Here is a 16658-nt window from a genome sequence, read left to right on the forward strand (position 1 = left end):
CTATTCTTTGACTTTTGATTTTTTTTCAATGTTCATATATTTTTCTTCTGTTTTTAGCGGTTTAAACGCACGACCACCGCCAGAGTAGAATTTTCCGAAAAACTCCACATATTGTAGACGTGCACCATGTACATAAGCACTCAATAAGCTTAAAAAGAGATTCAATGCATGCAAAGCAATAATCAATAAAATTCCGACTGTAAACCTAGCTACAGGCGGCATAAATGCTACTAGCATATTAAAAGCTGCAGCAATACTCCCACCAGAAATCCCTAACGCCATTAGTCGAGTATAGCTGACTAAATCTCCAATATAACTGGTCAACCCATATAAACCATATAATCCTTTAGCCAAGCCTTTAACTTTTGATTTCGTTTGAATAATCGGCACGATCACAATAGATAACGCAGATATGACTGCTACAACAATCCCTGCTGTCACTAATCCGTCATTATCGAATACCAGCATCCCCAAAACAATAATCAAAATACCTACCAATAACCCTTGCCAAGCAAAGCTTTCGCTGATACTATCCAAATATCGTTTGCGCTTGGTCAGTTCGATCCCATTGACCATTAACCCAGTTAATAGCTGAATAAATCCGAAAATAACCGATAAAATCAAAATCGTATTGACATCTTCTGTGGTCGATAAAATTGGAAATGGCAGTTGAATACCAAACAATACTTTTGGCAAAGCCTCGCCAAAAATCGACCCATAAATAAAACCCCAGATAATTGTTGGAAACGATAAAATCAGAAAGAAATCAGCAAACCGCTTCATTCCACGTGGTAAAACTAAAAACTTTAGTGCAAGTAATGCACCAAAAAGCATTAATAAACCATAGCCAATATCAGCCACCATCATTCCAAAAAATACCATATAAAATGGTGTCATGATCGGCGTTGGATCGATTTCATCATATTTTGGCAAGCTATACATCTCCGTAAGCATCTCAAATGGTGTCACGAGAGAATTATTTTTTAACTTTACTGGGATATCCGTTTGAATTTCAGTGGCTGTCGGCTGGTCAAAAGCGATATACACTTCATTCTTTGGCAATGTGTCTTCTAATGCACTCGTCAATTCTCGTTTTTCATCTACTGGAATCCACCCTTGCATAATAAAGAAATACGTTGTATTCAACAGATGTTTTTTCGCTTCTTCACGATGAATATACGCATAGGTCATCTCTTCAGCAAGAAACAATTCTTCCAAATGAGCTCGATGAGAAGACAGCTCGCTCTTAGTGTGCTTTTCTTGTTCGACAAGTAATGCCAATTGTTCCTTATTCTGTTGGTAGGCTTCTTTAGGCAGGATATCGTATGGATAATTGAATTCGTTAAAACTATAACGTGCGGTGATTTCCGCGACCTGTGCTAGTTGACTTTTTAAATAAACCAAGCTGTAATACACATGATTTTGACTATGATAAATTTCCTCGACATAAATAGAGTCAAGGTTTTCTAGATCTGCTAAAAATAACGTATGGTTGGCTGAACTGATCGAGCCAAGTAAAATATCTGTATTTTCAGATGGATTCATTTTGGGGACGATATCTAAATATTGCCAACGAGCAAGCCATTTTTCCTTGGATAACAGCTCTTTTCTGGTAGAATCAATTCTCGCCAATTCCCTTTTTAGCTCAGCTATTTCCTTTAAATAACCACTGATTTTCCCTTCATCAAAATTCTCTTCCAATGAAGTCAGTGTCCGAACCTGTCTTTTTAACGGTTTATTTTTTGAGGAGCTCTCTGAAAAACGTTCGATAAATGTTAATGAATCTTGAATTTCCAACAACATTGTTTGAAAACGTTTCTTTTGACTGTCATCTTCTGCCAATAATGTTTGGGCGAAGTTTTTTTCTATATAAGAACTATCTACATTTGAATGAAAAAAATCTTTGATCTCGATTGCTTGCATCCCTTGAATGGCTTGAAGAATTGCTTCTTCTTTTTCTGAAGCAGCTATGATCGTCATTTTTTCCATTTTATTGACTGCCATAGATTTTTTTCACCCTTTCTATTACATAATCAATAATAGATTCCTGATTCTTTTCATATTTTTCTCTAAAATCTTGATTTTGTTCTTTCGCTTCACTTAGTAAAATATCTTTTTCTTTTTGCAGCTCCGCGTTTTTTTGTGTCTCTAATTCATGAAGAAGTGCTGTGATTTTCTCCTGACTTACCATTTGTTTTTGCTTGAATTCCTCTGCTTTTTTTTGTTCGTATAAGTCAAGTTCCGTTTTAACCGTTTGTCTCATTGTTTCAACATTTATTTCTGCTTCGCGAATTTTATCTAGTGCCTCTAAAACCATTTTTTCACCCCTAGCATCAGATTATTTTGTCTTCATCCTTATTATTCAATGTCTACCCTTTTATTACAATCAAAAAGAGAATAACTCTTGCTTTTTTTAACGCAAATCGTATTCCCTTAAAAATTTTGATTGAAAAATAAAAAAAGGGCGTAAGTTCAAAAAACCATTCTTCTCACCCCTTGAAGAACCTGATCCTTGAAGCTTGCGCCCAACCATTTTTATTCATATGTCTGTATCTTAGCAAAAAAATACTAAAATTACAACTGATTTTCTAGTAAACTTTATCTGACTTATAAAAAAAAGTCCACCTTCATTTGAAGATGGACAAGGAGTCTTACTCATGAGAGTAAATGAAAAAAAGTTTATTGTTAGGATAAGTTTATCTTACTACCCTACTTCTATTTTTACAAATAATACGCACAGTAATCTCTAAAAAAAGAAAGCTTCTAATTCATATGGCGCACGACTTACTCGCTCGACAATCGTTTCTTTCCAGACATCAGTGAACCAATCATACTGCATTTGATTGATAATACTTTTTTTCAATTCAACCATAAACGATTCTTCATTGATCTCGTCTTCATAAAATGAGCCCATCAAGGCTATAAGTTTCGTGTTATTATGTTGCTGAAATCGATATACTCGACCCTTTTCTATGTAATAAAACCAATGATTAATAATAATTGCAAAACGATCTTCTCTATTTTCCAATAAGATCCTAAACTTTTCAGGTGTGATTTTTTGCATAACTGTACTCCTTTTACTATTCCCTACTACCCATCAATAAGAATTATTTTAGATTAAATCAAGTGAATAAACATAAAAACTACTCTTTTTCATTTTTGTTTAACTAGTTTTTGACCAAAATCCTTGTTTATCATATCAAACATTTAATGGATAGACAATCTTAGTTTGAATCAAGACTTCTTTTTCAATCTTCAAATTATGATAATCTGATTGAATTCTTAAAAAAGTGAATAAAACGGGTGATTTTTCAAATTATTTTATTTTTATGTCCGAAATTCCGTACTATCTGATATAATCAAAGAAAGAGTAATCAATTCAACAACTGGAGGAGAAACAATGGAACAACATTTGGTAAAGATAACAACAACTTTCCATAATACATGGTTAGTCTCTCAAAAAAGCGATGCTTTTTCTGAGAAAAATGATATTCTATTTGGCGATACATTGCGGCTATCCATTTCTAAAAATGATTCTTACTTTTTTTCAAAAGCGATCGCTTTAACCTATAATCAAGAAATTCTCTCTAGAGAAATACCGACTGATAGTGAGGTCGAGTTTTTTGATTACATGAAAATGGTTGAAGAGAAATCATTTTCAAAGAGCCTAGCGGCCAAATATGGTTTAGAAGCCTATATCATGCCTGTACCGTTGGAAGAGTCTAATTAAAAGCAAATCAAATAATAGCCTCTGATTTACTTCATTCAACAGGAAAAGTAAATCAGAAGCTACTATTTTGCACTTTTTTTGTTACGCACTTTTTATTTATACATTTAGTTTTTTAGTTAAATTCTTTGTTTACAAAATTGTTTTCTAATCCAATTTAAATAAGAGATAGTTCAATACGTTTTAGACTCCTCCTGTAACTACAAATACAGAAATAGCACTAGCAACAACTGCTATTAATGAAATCATAAACACACCTCCACTCATTTTTTTAAAAATCAACGTTTGCAAACAAATAATTTTCCTTAGGTAAAGAATAACAAACAGACGAAAAAAAATAAAGCCTTAAAATTCAAAAGTGCGAAATTAGCATAAAAATCCGAAAAAATATTTATTTTTTTATTAAAAATAGGAATATATTGTTAAATTCATGCTATAATCGCATAAGAAGGGAGAGAAACGCTTGGATATCACAGAAACTTTACGTTTTTTTAGACATAAATTGAAGTTAACTCAAAGAGAAATGATGTCTGAATTTACAGATCCATCAACTTATTCAAAAATTGAAAGCGGCAAACGCTCTTTAAAAGTAAATGAACTAGAAGAAATACTAAATCAAACATCCATTAGTGTTGAGGAATTCTTTAGTTTCACAACATTTGATAAGCAACAACAAGATTTCAGAGAAACATTCTATTATTGCGGTGCTCATTTAGAAAATAAAACCACGAAACAAAAGTTGCTAAATTATTATTATTCACTACAAAATAAAGAAAAAAAATCATTACGAGATTTATCAAATTATATTGGTATTAAAAATTTTTTCAATGCACATTGGGAAGAAGTTCATCCAGTGACTTTAGAGGAAGTAAATGATATTTTTGAAGATTTACTGAACAAATCTTTCTATATTCAATATGATTATATTATCACAGCAAATTTGATTCGTTTTTTCAATGCAAAGCAATCTGATTTATTACTTGCAAGGATGTTCCCAATAAAATACGAAGAACAACGTGATTTCACTACTAAAAAATTTGCTCATAATATCTTGATCAATTTAATTTCAATGCGGTTATACGCAAAAGATTATAATAGCGCTGAAAAATATATCAAGCTAGCAAAAAAACAAGATAAACAGAATGAAAATTACAGTTTTAAGTTGAACCTTCAATATTTAACAAATCTCTTAAATTATATTCTTGAAGGTGAACCTATTTATATGGAACGAGTATATGACTTTATACATCTATTGGAAAATACAGGTGACATTTTACAAGCTGAACAAGTAAAAAAAGAAGTGAAAATGTTAACACATGAGCGAGATAGCGAAAAAATGCTAAATAACTATGCGGTCGGATTACTTAAAGAGTCCTAGTTTAACAAACCAAGAATATCCCACCTCTTTCAAGGTGGGATAAGGAGTATTACTCAGATTGAGTAAAATGAAAATACTGTTAGGGTACATTTATAATACTACATCGTGTTACAAATATCAACCCTTTGGTCAATAAATATTCTATATTTGTTCGTTTGTTGTTTTTCCTTCCAAATACCTTAAGTTTGCCTTCTAGTCATTCACCCATTTTACTATCCTACTCAATGATTTTCACCTAAAAAAATTATTTTAGCTTTTAAATTCAGATTCCCCTGTGAGTATTGTTTCTTAATATCAATTATTTTATATTTTTATTCGTTATTCTGTTAAAATAAAGAAAATAAGATAAAGCAGGCGAACATTTTTGAATATAAAATATAACAAAACCAACCTAATCATTTTATTACTTTTATTATGGATCAGTATTCTTTCAATCTTTCCGTACTTTTTTAACAACTATATTTTTAGTCAAGATGATCTAATCTTTCATCGAACAAGATTAGAAAGCTATACTCAAGCTGTTAGACACCTTGATTTTTTCCCCCGAGTCTTCCCAACGATGGGTTTAAATTTTGGCTATGGCGCCGATTTATTCTATCCATCTATTTTGTTGCTGCCTTTTGCGTTTTTTAGAATCATCGGACTCTCTTTTGTTCCTTCCTACTATTTGTATCAATTATTGATCAGTTTTATTACTGCTATTACTTCTTATTATTTTCTGTATTCTATAAAAAAGACAAAAAAACAAGCACTTTTATTTGCTTGCTTTTATACTCTTTCTACTTATCGATTGATTGATCAATCTGTTCGTGCAGCGCTTGGAGAAACCTTAGCTTTTGCATTCTTGCCATTGTTTGTTCTGGGAGTCTACTCCATTTTTTATAGTGATAAACACCGCTGGCAATTACTTGGTATTGGAATGAGTTTATTGATTGCTGGTCATTTGATTACTGCCTTTTACTCTGTTGTCTTATTGTTGGTCTTCCTATTGATCAATTGGAGAAAATGTAAGTGGCCTCAAATGAAAAGCTTGATTAAAGCTGGTTTATTATCTCTTGGTTTATCTGCGTGGTTTTTATTTCCTTATTTTGAACAAATCTATCATTTAACATTTAATTTTAGTAATACAACACTTTGGGCAAGCGGTTTGAATTTTAGCTTAGGTAATTTGTTTTTAAATAGTCTTTCCAATCTGAGTGCGCCATTCACCGAATTAAAACCTAATATTGGACTATTACTTTTAGTTGCTACCATTATTGCTGCTGTTCATTTCCGAACATTAACACCTTCCAATAAACGCCTTACATTCGTCACAATTTTTATGCTCTTATTTGCTACAAATATTTTCCCGTGGGGCTTGTTTAAAGGATCAGTGTTGGCGATGATCCAGTTTCCTTGGCGATTATTATTATTTGCCTCTTTTTTTACCAGTTTACTTGCGGTTTGTTTGATTGAACAATTCCGGCTTTTTTCTGGTAAATATCTAGCCGTATTTATTGCTCTATGTAGTTTGTTAACAATCAGCTTTAACGTGAACAATTTAATGCAAAGTAACATCCAAAATAATGTTACTGTGACCAATGAAAATTTTAATGATTTTTATGCATCTGAAATCGGTCATGGCAAAGAATATCTCATCAAAGGGACGGATTTCAAAAGCTATTTTGCCGCTCCTGCCTGATCATCGACGGCATTCCTTATACCAATTCAGCTAGCCAAACCAACAACACATATAATTATAGCAGCTACACCTTTCAAACGAATGGGACTCAAGAAGTGCAACTAACTAAGTTTTATTACAAGGGCTATGAAGTAAGCGACGGAACCAAAAAAATCGACTCATATAATAAAGCTGGTTTAGTCACAGTAAAACTGGATTCTGGTGTTCATACGCTTACTATCTCATATAAAAAAACAATGATACAAAGAGTCTCAGTTATCCTTTCAATTTTAGTGATCTGTGTAATGGTTTTGTTCAAGCAAAAAACGACTAGCCGACGATAATGCCGTAATGCTAAAATGATTTTTTTGATTAAAAACAAAACACTATTTCTCAGCATGGTCCTTTTTGAGCTTTGCTAAGAAACATTTAAAACATTCCCATTTCTATAGACAGAAAAAGGGAAAAACCTACGATAAAGGTTTCTACAGTAATGACTGCCCATACTAAATTCAATATACTATAACTCATTATTTTAATTGAAGTTAGTGTGGTTTTTCGTTTATCAAAGGACCAAAAATAAGTTATGGGTATACTTAATAATGACAAGATGAGCAGAATAAGAATAAGTGTCTGCTCATTAGACATATCGGAAAACCTAAACCCAAAAGCTAACTGCACGCAAACAAAAATACTCGCTGTTAATAAACAATATACTCTTGAATGACATTTTTTTATTCCAAAGAATAATGCTAAACACAAAATAACTAACGGAAATATCGGAAATATTAATAATGACATTCTTTCACCTACTACTTTTTTTAAGTTTCAACTTTTTCTAGATTTAACCATTGAAGGTTTGTACTCCTAAAATAGTTAAAGCCAAATTGAACATTCTGCTCGTTAAGTTGCCTGACTGATTTTGGAGTATTTATCTGATTTTCACATATCATGTTCAATAGGTGTCTCAAATACCATCTGGAGAAGAACCATTTTTATTTGTTATGTTCTTACAAGAATAAATGTAAAGCTTTTTTCCTATTCTGCATTTTCAATACTAAATTTCACTGAAAAATTACTGTATTCTTTTAATTCATCTATTTTAATCGACTCCTCGATATTGCCTTTAATCCCATGTTCTGATTTAATGATTAAGATTATTTGGAATTGCTCTTTATATTTAGTTAGCCAATCGAGCTTTTCACTCGTTGAAGCATAAATAAGCCATTCATAGTCCTTTGCTATCGTCTTATAGCCCGCAACTTCTAGTGGTTCTATAAACATACGTGCATTGTATCTTTTTAGTTCTTTTACTTTGTCCGTTATCTCAGCAAAATCAAACGGTTGAACTTTGTCAGTCAACTGATAAGACTCAGCTAAATATGAATCAACTTCGGTGAGAAATTCATTTCCAAACAGCTCACTAACTCTAATATTAAGCGCCTCAATCAAGTTAGAATATAGCCAAAGGGATTCCTCTTCATCATGAACAACAGTCGTTTTGAATTCTAAACGATTTTTTGCTTTTTTTTTGCTTATATCTTTTGTTATATCCGTAACATATTTTTCTTCAGCCGTTTTTAAATCATTCTCACTGAATAAAATCGACATCCTGACACTGCCACCTTCGTCGGCTAATATTCTATTCATTTTTGCTTTTGTGTTTTTTAGCCCTAAATCATTTTGAATAAAATCAGTTGCTAATTCATCTGCATACTTTCTATCTGTACTTGACACGCAACCTGTTATAAAGAACAATAATCCCATTAAAATCAACAATCTTTTCATTTGGTCATACTCATTTCTAAAATTTATTATTTTTGAAAACTCATTTAAAAAAGCTAGGTTCAATCAAATATCTTATCCGATCATCTTTGTTTAACTAAATAGACTTTTGTATTTCAACGCATCTAAGAACCATTTTTTCCCCTTTATTGATATTGTTTTCTACTTTTTTACATCTTCAACTATTATTTCGGCTAACAATATTGCTGTAGCAGAGTAGAAATACTGGCCTATATTTTTAATAGCTAAGACCCACTTCTTAAAAGTTCATTATCCTATCTTTATTGTACCAGAAACGAATGTTTTTGATAGGTTGCTTTTTATTAATCTTAGGCGTGATCGTACTGGCTGTTGTTATGATTTTTGTTGTATAGCAAATTTATCATGTGCTTGGATTGATCTCCTAAAGTAACTTTATTTTAGGGCTTCAATAATATAAGTCGGATTTGTGAATAGCTAGTCTTCAAAAATATATATACTTGTCAGAAAAGCATTAATTCTATTGCGATAAGAAAATAGAATAGAAGTTTTATAATACTGGGGTTCTTTTTAACTTTTTATTTAACCCAAACTGTAAATCACCAAGGTTGACTAGTTGGGCCTACAGTAAATTCATTAACATTCACATCTTCTGGTTGATCGATTGCATAAACAACAATTTTATCTTTAATTGTCATTGTTCTCTTTAGAACTTAAATATGCAACTCTAATTGAACTACTTCCGTTATTTTGCCTATTCATCTTCTTCGATTTTTCGAATCACTCTGGCTGGACTACCCACTACGACCACATTATCAGGAACATCTTTTGTCACCGTTGAGTCTGCCGCAACAATCGAATTTTTTCCAATTGTGATTCCAGGTAAAACAGTCACATTTGCCCCAAGCCATGCGTTCTTCTTAATACAGATCGGCTCTACCTTGATTCCGCGCCGATTTTTAGGAGAAATCAAATGATTTACTGTAATTAATCTAGATCCTGGACCAATCAATACTTGATCTTCGATCGTAATACCACCCAAATCAACAAAAGTCACATTTTGATTAATAAAAATATCTTTGCCAAAGATAATATGCTTACCGAAATCACTATAAAAAGGTTGGGAAATTTTCACAGATGAATCAATTTTTTGCCCAGTAATTTTCTCTAGATGCTCTAAGACCTTTTCATTAGGATAATACTGTGCATTCATCATCATTATTAATTGCTCGTTATTCTGCTTTACTAAATAGATTTCCTTAAACAAGGGTGAATCTTTTACTATCTCTTTTCCTACAATTTTCTGCTGTAAATCCATGTTTTCCATTTATTTTCCTCCTGACATATCCATTAAATTTTCACTATCCAAAGTATATACGAATCCGTTATACTTAACTAATACCAATAAAACATAGATAACTATTCTTTTTAGTTATAGGAAGGACGATTAAATGGAGCTTCGTGTATTAACGTATTTTTTAGCAGTCGCAAGAGAAAAAACAATTAGTAAAGCAGCTGAAGTCCTGCATCTGTCTCAGCCAACCCTTTCAAAGCAATTAAAAGAATTAGAAGACGAACTTGGTGTGACCTTATTTACTAGAGGAAATCGATCCATCACATTAACCGAAGATGGTATCTATTTAATGAATAGAGGGAAAGAAATTCTATCTTTGGTTGAATCAACGACAACAAATCTCGGCAAAAATGAAGTAATCAGTGGAGAAATAACGATTGGCGGTGGAGAAACACAAGCTTCGAGTTTGTTGGGCGTATTTTGCACGAGCTAAGAGATCATTATCCAGAAGTTAATCTACACCTCTATAGTGGTAATGCGGATGATGTATTGGAAAAAATTGATAAGGGTCTTGTAGATTTTGGGCTCGTTATAGATCCAGTAGAAAAACAAAAATACGAATATATTCGACTGCCTTTAATTGATTCTTGGGGAATTTTAGTCAATACCTCACATCCTTTAGCTAGTCAACAAACAGTGCAGCCAGAAGATATTCAACATACGCCTTTACTTATTTCAAATCAATCATTCGTTGATAATCAGCTGTCTGAATGGTTTGGAGGAAATATAGAGCACCTGAATGTTGTTGGCACATATAACCTGCTTTATAATGCGTCGTTGTTGGCAAAAAAAGGCGTTGCGAGCGTTCTTTGTATTGACGGAATTGTAAATACGTCTAACACAAACCTAACCTTCGTTCCTTTTTTTCCACCATTAACCGCAAATATCAACATTGTTTGGAAAAAAGACAAGAGCTTTTCAAGTGCATCAAAGGAGTTTTTACGCTTACTGAAGTTGGTTTAGTTTCTTTGTTGTTTTCTCAGAAAAAACGGTATTGATTTACATTGGGGCGGTGTAGATTTAAAACAGTATAGTTAAAATTATTTAGACTCTATTGAATGTATATATCAAAGGGAAGACCAACTACCCCTTTGTTTGTAAATTTCGTAGAATTGTAACGATGGTACTCAATGCAAAAAAATAGACAGTAGAAACGCTGTACAAACCTCTGTACATCACCGTTTCTACTGTCTGTCTCCATAAAAAGTATGGAGACGGCGGGAGTCGAACCCGCGTCCAAACACATTGCCACTTAAACTTCTACGCTCATAGTCATACTATTTTAAGGCTTCGCTGAAGTTCATGCCGCATAACAGGCCCAAACTCTCGCTAGTCTGATGATCTCTTCTACATTTTACAGACGGAAAAATGTAGTGTATCCCACTTAATTTGAGACCCTTACCCGAGCACATGGCGATGCCGGGAGGATCTTCACCCGCTGTTTTTACGCAGCTAGAGCGAAAGTATTGTTTGTGTTTTTAGCAGTTATATTTAACTGTAACGTTTTTACGTAGACGTAACCTACGAAACGCGATTCAAGCTCAACTATGCCTGTCGAATCCGTAACGTCCCCGTTAAGATTAAATAGCATAATATACGCTTTTGTTAGTATAACATATTTATCTTGAATTTTAAAGGTTTAAGAGCTGATTACTTCCCTTTTGTTTGTAACTAGATAACACTTTTTAAAACAGTTTTCAGATCAAAAATCAATGACCTGTTCCAAAAGTATTGACTAAAACTGTACCGATCACAATAAAACCAATACCGATCACTGTTGGCGTATTGATCTGTTCTTTCCAGTAAACCACTGAAAAAATCGTGATCAAGATAATTCCAACCGCTCCCCACAAAGCATACGCTACATTTAACGGCATATATTTGATCGCCTTAGACAAACTATAAAAACAGACAACATATGCAATCAGACATTCCACCGATGGTAATAGCTTAGTGAATCCGTCAGTTGCTTTTAATAAATTTGTTGCAATAACTTCACTTATTATGGCAATAAAAAGATAGATATACCCTATCAAACTCGTTCCCTCCTCTTATAACACCTAAATCATTATAGCAAAATTCTAGCTAAAAGAAACCTAGATTTTTTAAACTAATTAACAGCAAGTTTTAGATAAAAAAACATCAACAGATTTAGTGATTCAAAATCCATTGATGCGTTTTCTTCTATTTTATTCATTTCTTTCCAAATCAAGGTTCAACATAATAATTCAACATCCAATTGATGCCAAATTTATCAACGACCATCCCATATTTTTTCGACCAGAATGTTTCTCCCAGCGGCATTGTTACTTTTCCCTCTTCAGCCAATCGATTGAAAATTCGATCGATTTTCGCTTCATCTTCCGTGCTTATCACTAAAGATACATTATTTCCTTGAGTAAATGTTAAACCCATTCCATCTGGCACATCAGAAAACATAACAGGAACACCTTCAATTGTCATGGATGCATTGATTACCAAATCTTTCCAAGCCTCAGGTGTTGGGTGTTCAGGATCTTTTGGCGCATCCGCAAAAGTCATGATCCCTTCATTTTTCACCTCGAACACAGACTCATAGAAAGCAATTGCAGCCGCCGCTTCGTTTTTAAAATTCAGATAGACTTCTAACATGTTCGTCATCCTCTCAAGCTATTTTCAATAATTATCTCATGACAAAATAGATTAAGCGAAAGGAACGCTCATATTTTAATCAAAGTCTGTATCTATCAACAAGGTTGCGACAAAGTTTTCTAAATATTTTTGATCCATCTCATCATAGCCATTAGTTACTGAACTATCCAAATCTAAAACACCAAGTAATTTTCCCTCTTTGACCATTGGCACGACAATTTCTGAATGAGCTGCTGAATCACAAGAGATATAATTTTGATGATTTTTCACATCATCGACGATCAATGTCTTACGTGTTTCAGCCGATTCACCACAAACGCCTTTTCCCATCTTGATTCGAGTACAAGAAACCTTTCCTTGAAATGGACCTAGAACTAATTCTTCCCCATCAAACAAGTAATAGCCGGCAAAAACTGTATTTGGTAATGCATCCGCTAATAATGCAGACGAATTGGCAAGATTGGCAATTTTATCATGTTCGATTTCAATAATTGCTGCTTGTTGCTGTATTAGAAGCTGGTAAGCTGCTGACTTTTCTTCTTTAGTATTCCACATTGTTTCGTCACACTCTTTTCTGTAGTTAAAAATAGTTAATTTAGTTGGCTTTTTTTATTATAGCATATCTTTTCTTTAAACTATTTTTCAAACTTTCACATAAAAAGAAAGATCGCTAGCCTATTATTTTGTCAATACTTTGTTTTTTTATTAGGAAAGATATTCATACTCTTCATAACAAGTTCAAACGAATTCATACTTTCTTCAAGCTTTTTTATGTTTGATTTAATCTATTAAGGTTATAGTTTAATCATAGTAAACAACCAATATATTTTGTGGATGAACGTGGTGTTAAAACTCTTTGAGGACTAACGGATGTTTATTCTCGACCTGATGAGGTGTAGGTTCGAATCCTACCGTCCACGTACGTGCAATTTTTGCACTTGATCATACAATCATTAACCAAGAAAGGACAGATGTTTCATGACAAAATTTTTAGTTACAGGTGCAACCTTATCAGCCCTTACCCTTGCTGCGTATTCGCTTTTTAAGCACATGCCAAAACATCAACATGACTATGGCAAACTATAACAACAAAGTTGTCCTGAACTAAACATGTTCAAGACAACTTTTTTTGTTATATAATTGATACTTTACTCACAAAGAGTGACACGTTGATTTATTTAAACACCAAATGATATTCCCCTTCTTCGGCGTTATCTAAATATTGATATAAAATCAATTCCATAATTGCCAACATTGAAATATGAGAAGTAATTTCCATTTTATTTAAAAAGAGCTCATCTGTAAATACATAAAAATTAATATCACTCATATTTTGAACTACATTATTATCTGCACCTGTGATTGAAACAAGTAAGGGATGTGTTGTATTCTTTAAACGCTGGATCAATTGAATCCATTCTTCATCTTTTCCTTGATAGGTCAAAATCAACACCATGTCTTCAGTCTTTATTTGCTTTTGTACGACCGCGCGCATTGATTGATCTTCAGGAAAAACCACTAAAAATCCTGCAGCAACAAATAAGTACTTCACGTACTGCATTAGTTGCTTATTCATCCCTTTAGCAAATAGATAAATTATAGGTTTTTCCTTTAAGTATTCCCCAACCTTGACTAAACTATTTTTATCGATCACCCGAACAGATTCATTAATATTTTTAAGATACTCTTCTCGGTAATCTTTTTGAGAAACAACAAAAGGGCTGACTTTTTCCTCTTTTTTTTGATTTAAAAGCGTATATTTGATGACTGTTGTAAATTCACTATATCCTGAAAAACCAATTTTTCTAACAAATCGAAGAAAGGTCGTTGTGGATACAAAACAATCATCCGCTACTTCACGAATACTTTTATTTTTAATTTCATTTAGGTTTTTCACAACATAGTCAAACAGTAGGTGCTCATTTTTCGTTAATTCTGAAACGTGAGGGTTCACTACTTCAAAAAAGTCCATTTTCTTCCCTCCTAGCTGTTTTTAGGAATACTTTGAGCAATACAATGAATATTTCCGCCACCCAGCAGAATTTCACGGGCAGAAACACCAATAATTTTGCGGTTTGGGTATATTTTTTCTAACAATACTTTTGCAGCATGATCATTTTTATCGTTAAATAAAGGATAAATGATGCCTCCATTCGCTGTGTAATAGCTAACGTAAGTCGCAGTCAGTCGATCTCCTGGAAACCGCGGCAGCATTCCATTAACTGGGTCCACGCCTTGGCTTTCTTCTGTTGTGATATACATCGGTTCAGGCATCAGCATCTTATGAATAATCAATTTACGGCCTTTGGCATCTGTTTCCTTTTTCAGCTGTTCATATGCAGCGTTTGAGATTTCATATTGAGGATCATTAGGATCATTGGTCCATGTCAGTACGATCTCACCAGGACGAACAATATTGATCATATTGTCGATGTCTCCGTTTGTTTCATCTAAAAAGAAGCCTTGTTTCAGCCATATGATTTTTTCTACATTACAGTAAACCTTCAGCACTTCTTCGATTTCCTCTTTTGAAAGTTTACCATTTCTACCTTCTGAAAGTAAAACTTCTTCTGTCGTATATAATGTTCCATCACCATCAAAATGAATCGAACAACCTTCTAAAATAAATTTTTCTAAAGAATAGTAGTCCATCCTATTAAACTCGCATAATTTTTCAGCGATCAAATCATCTTGATCCCATGGAAAATATAGTCCATCTAACAAGCCGCCCCATGCATTAAAACGCCAATCTACTCCACGAACTTCACCAGTTTTATTTGTTACATATATTGGTCCATAATCTTTGATCCAAGCATCATTATTACTCATTTCCATCACTCGGATCGATTCTGGAAGTATTTGCCGGGCATTTTTATATTGCTTAGCTGAAACCAACATCGTTACTGGTTCAAACATCGCAATCGTTTGGGCTACTTCAGCGTAAGCTGCTTGAGCAGGTTTAGCGCCATTACGCCAATTGTCAGCTCGTTCTGGCCAGATCATATAGGTTTCTTCATGCGGCTCAAATTCTCCAGGTACAAAAAACCATCCATTTTAGGATTGCTAATTGTTAATTTCATACGAGCTTGTCTCCTTTACCTTATCCGTTACTAGCATTTTTATATGTAAGCGATATATTTTTAATATATCAGAAAAAAAGAGCAGAAACTAGTTTTTGCCTCTACTCTTCTAATAAAACTAACTCGTTATAATTGTACCGGTTTCTTCAGTTAACAAATTTTTGATATTTTCTAAGGAGGTGATCACGGCTTTGCCATTGGTATTTTCTTTAATAAATGTTATTGCCGCTTGTACTTTAGGCAACATACTGCCTGGTGCAAACTGATTTTCTTCCATATACTTCTCCATATCAGCAACCGTGACTTTCGTTAGATCAGATTGATTTGGTTGATTAAAATTGATGCTGACATGATCCACACCTGTTAAAATCACTAACATATCTGCTTGAATTAAAGCGGCAATTTTTTCAGAAGCGAAATCTTTATCAATCACAGCTTCTATTCCATGATACGTATCATCTTTCAAAATAACTGGAATTCCTCCTCCTCCGCCTGCAATTGTTACAATACTATTTTCGACCAGTTGCTGAATAACTGGATATTCAACGATATCGATCGGTTTTGGTGAAGGAACGACTTTACGATAACCGCGACCAGCATCTTCTATATACGTTGCAGATGTTTGTTTTTTTTCTCTCTCCATTTCGTCCTGACTTAAAAAAGGACCGATGGGTTTACTTGGTGTTTGAAATGCTGGATCTGTTTCACTGACAACCACTTGGGTCAAAAGAGTTGCTACATTTTTTGAAATATTTCTTTTTTTCAATTCATCAACTAAAGCGTTCTCCAACCAATAGCCAATACTACCTTGAGTCATTGCAACAGCGGTGTCAACAGGCATTGCTGGATTTTTTTCTGTTGCACCTACTTGCTGTTGTAATAATAAGTTCCCAACCTGTGGCCCATTGCCATGTGTGATGATCAATTCATGGCCTGCTTCAATAAAATCAGCTAAATAATAAGCCGTTTGTACTAATGCTTGTTGCTGCCCTTTGGCACTAGGATCTGTAGTTAAAATGGCATTTCCTCCAAGAGCCACTACGATACGTTTTTTCACTTATTTC

General features: G+C 33.5%; 13 protein-coding genes, 1 other RNA gene, 3 pseudogenes and 1 other annotated feature. Of the genes and pseudogenes, 4 read left to right on the forward strand and 13 right to left on the reverse strand.

Translation table 11 applies throughout. From position 1 onward, the window contains the following. From V192_RS0104495 to V192_RS0104505, 3 genes are all read right to left on the reverse strand, one after another. Positions 1–2004, reverse strand: coding sequence for a V-type ATP synthase subunit I (locus V192_RS0104495; protein WP_025869141.1), 2004 nt, complete (start codon positions 2002–2004; stop codon positions 1–3). Next, positions 1991–2317 (reverse strand): hypothetical protein, encoded by a 327-nt coding sequence (locus tag V192_RS0104500; RefSeq protein ID WP_025869142.1) that lies wholly within the window; start codon positions 2315–2317, stop codon positions 1991–1993. The genes V192_RS0104495 and V192_RS0104500 overlap by 14 nt, the downstream gene beginning before the upstream one ends. Before the next feature lie 166 nt (positions 2318–2483). Then, positions 2484–2531, reverse strand: a sequence feature (sodium ion sensor (DUF1646 type); this cis-regulatory element may regulate processes involved in with the transportation of sodium ions). A gap of 215 nt (positions 2532–2746) precedes the next feature. Then, the gene (locus V192_RS0104505) at positions 2747–3064 is read right to left on the reverse strand and encodes a hypothetical protein (protein ID WP_025869143.1); all 318 of its coding nucleotides are present in this window, start codon (positions 3062–3064) and stop codon (positions 2747–2749) included. Positions 3065–3400: 336 nt separating this feature from the next. On the opposite strand from V192_RS0104505, the gene V192_RS0104510 reads away from it, so the two are divergent. The 3 genes from V192_RS0104510 (at position 3401) to V192_RS19290 (ending at position 6786) form a co-directional block, all read left to right on the forward strand. After that, on the forward strand, positions 3401–3730 hold the full coding sequence (locus V192_RS0104510; RefSeq protein WP_025869144.1) for a hypothetical protein: 330 nt from the start codon (positions 3401–3403) through the stop codon (positions 3728–3730). Positions 3731–4190: 460 nt separating this feature from the next. Further along, on the forward strand, positions 4191–5105 hold the full coding sequence (locus tag V192_RS0104520; protein WP_025869145.1) for a helix-turn-helix domain-containing protein: 915 nt from the start codon (positions 4191–4193) through the stop codon (positions 5103–5105). A gap of 559 nt (positions 5106–5664) precedes the next feature. After that, positions 5665–6786, forward strand: a complete 1122-nt coding sequence (locus tag V192_RS19290) for a glycosyltransferase family protein (RefSeq protein WP_239644561.1) — start codon at positions 5665–5667, stop codon at positions 6784–6786. A 1017-nt stretch (positions 6787–7803) separates the two neighbouring features. Here the strand turns inward: V192_RS19290 and V192_RS0104530 are convergent. The 3 genes and pseudogenes from V192_RS0104530 to V192_RS0104540 form a co-directional block, all read right to left on the reverse strand. Further along, a complete protein-coding gene (locus V192_RS0104530; protein WP_128080791.1) occupies positions 7804–8616 on the reverse strand; it encodes a hypothetical protein in 813 nt (270 codons plus the stop codon). A gap of 512 nt (positions 8617–9128) precedes the next feature. Then, positions 9129–9212, reverse strand: a pseudogene (locus V192_RS21680) (oxidoreductase); the annotation flags it as partial. A gap of 71 nt (positions 9213–9283) precedes the next feature. After that, complete coding sequence (locus V192_RS0104540; RefSeq protein WP_025869147.1) at positions 9284–9856, reverse strand: DapH/DapD/GlmU-related protein; 573 nt, start codon at positions 9854–9856, stop codon at positions 9284–9286. A 124-nt stretch (positions 9857–9980) separates the two neighbouring features. On the opposite strand from V192_RS0104540, the pseudogene V192_RS19295 reads away from it, so the two are divergent. Then, positions 9981–10846 (forward strand): annotated as a pseudogene (locus tag V192_RS19295) (LysR family transcriptional regulator). A gap of 243 nt (positions 10847–11089) precedes the next feature. Here the strand turns inward: V192_RS19295 and ssrA are convergent. The 7 genes and pseudogenes from ssrA to arcC all read right to left on the reverse strand — a co-directional run bounded on the left by ssrA (position 11090) and on the right by arcC (position 16651). After that, positions 11090–11456, reverse strand: a transfer-messenger RNA (tmRNA) gene (gene ssrA / locus V192_RS21120). 136 nt (positions 11457–11592) lie between these two features. Continuing rightward, on the reverse strand, positions 11593–11916 hold the full coding sequence (locus tag V192_RS0104550) for a DMT family transporter (RefSeq protein WP_025869148.1): 324 nt from the start codon (positions 11914–11916) through the stop codon (positions 11593–11595). Positions 11917–12091: 175 nt separating this feature from the next. After that, a complete protein-coding gene (locus tag V192_RS0104555) occupies positions 12092–12523 on the reverse strand; it encodes a VOC family protein (protein ID WP_025869149.1) in 432 nt (143 codons plus the stop codon). A gap of 66 nt (positions 12524–12589) precedes the next feature. Then, the gene (locus V192_RS0104560; RefSeq protein WP_025869150.1) at positions 12590–13069 is read right to left on the reverse strand and encodes a GAF domain-containing protein; all 480 of its coding nucleotides are present in this window, start codon (positions 13067–13069) and stop codon (positions 12590–12592) included. Positions 13070–13688: 619 nt separating this feature from the next. Continuing rightward, positions 13689–14486, reverse strand: a complete 798-nt coding sequence (locus V192_RS0104565) for a MurR/RpiR family transcriptional regulator (RefSeq protein WP_025869151.1) — start codon at positions 14484–14486, stop codon at positions 13689–13691. Between the two features lie 11 nt (positions 14487–14497). Continuing rightward, positions 14498–15594: pseudogene (gene aguA / locus V192_RS0104570) on the reverse strand (agmatine deiminase). Positions 15595–15712: 118 nt separating this feature from the next. Then, a complete protein-coding gene (gene arcC / locus V192_RS0104580; RefSeq protein WP_025869152.1) occupies positions 15713–16651 on the reverse strand; it encodes a carbamate kinase in 939 nt (312 codons plus the stop codon). Positions 16652–16658 lie beyond the last annotated feature (7 nt).

Origin of the sequence: Enterococcus crotali, from assembly GCF_000633635.1 — a bacterium.
In the GTDB taxonomy this organism is placed as follows: Bacteria; Bacillota; Bacilli; order Lactobacillales; family Enterococcaceae; genus Enterococcus_L; species Enterococcus_L crotali.

What these genes read in the sequence shown, in the direction of transcription:
- V192_RS0104495 (WP_025869141.1), bottom strand. Translation starts at nt 2,004, where the DNA reads ATGGCAGTCAATAAAATGGAAAAAATGACGATCATAGCTGCTTCAGAA.
- V192_RS19290 (WP_239644561.1), top strand. Translation starts at nt 5,665, where the DNA reads ATGGGTTTAAATTTTGGCTATGGCGCCGATTTATTCTATCCATCTATT.
- V192_RS0104565 (WP_025869151.1), bottom strand. Translation starts at nt 14,486, where the DNA reads ATGGACTTTTTTGAAGTAGTGAACCCTCACGTTTCAGAATTAACGAAA.
- V192_RS0104500 (WP_025869142.1), bottom strand. Translation starts at nt 2,317, where the DNA reads ATGGTTTTAGAGGCACTAGATAAAATTCGCGAAGCAGAAATAAATGTT.
- V192_RS0104555 (WP_025869149.1), bottom strand. Translation starts at nt 12,523, where the DNA reads ATGACGAACATGTTAGAAGTCTATCTGAATTTTAAAAACGAAGCGGCG.
- V192_RS0104560 (WP_025869150.1), bottom strand. Translation starts at nt 13,069, where the DNA reads ATGTGGAATACTAAAGAAGAAAAGTCAGCAGCTTACCAGCTTCTAATA.
- V192_RS0104505 (WP_025869143.1), bottom strand. Translation starts at nt 3,064, where the DNA reads ATGCAAAAAATCACACCTGAAAAGTTTAGGATCTTATTGGAAAATAGA.
- V192_RS0104510 (WP_025869144.1), top strand. Translation starts at nt 3,401, where the DNA reads ATGGAACAACATTTGGTAAAGATAACAACAACTTTCCATAATACATGG.
- V192_RS0104540 (WP_025869147.1), bottom strand. Translation starts at nt 9,856, where the DNA reads ATGGAAAACATGGATTTACAGCAGAAAATTGTAGGAAAAGAGATAGTA.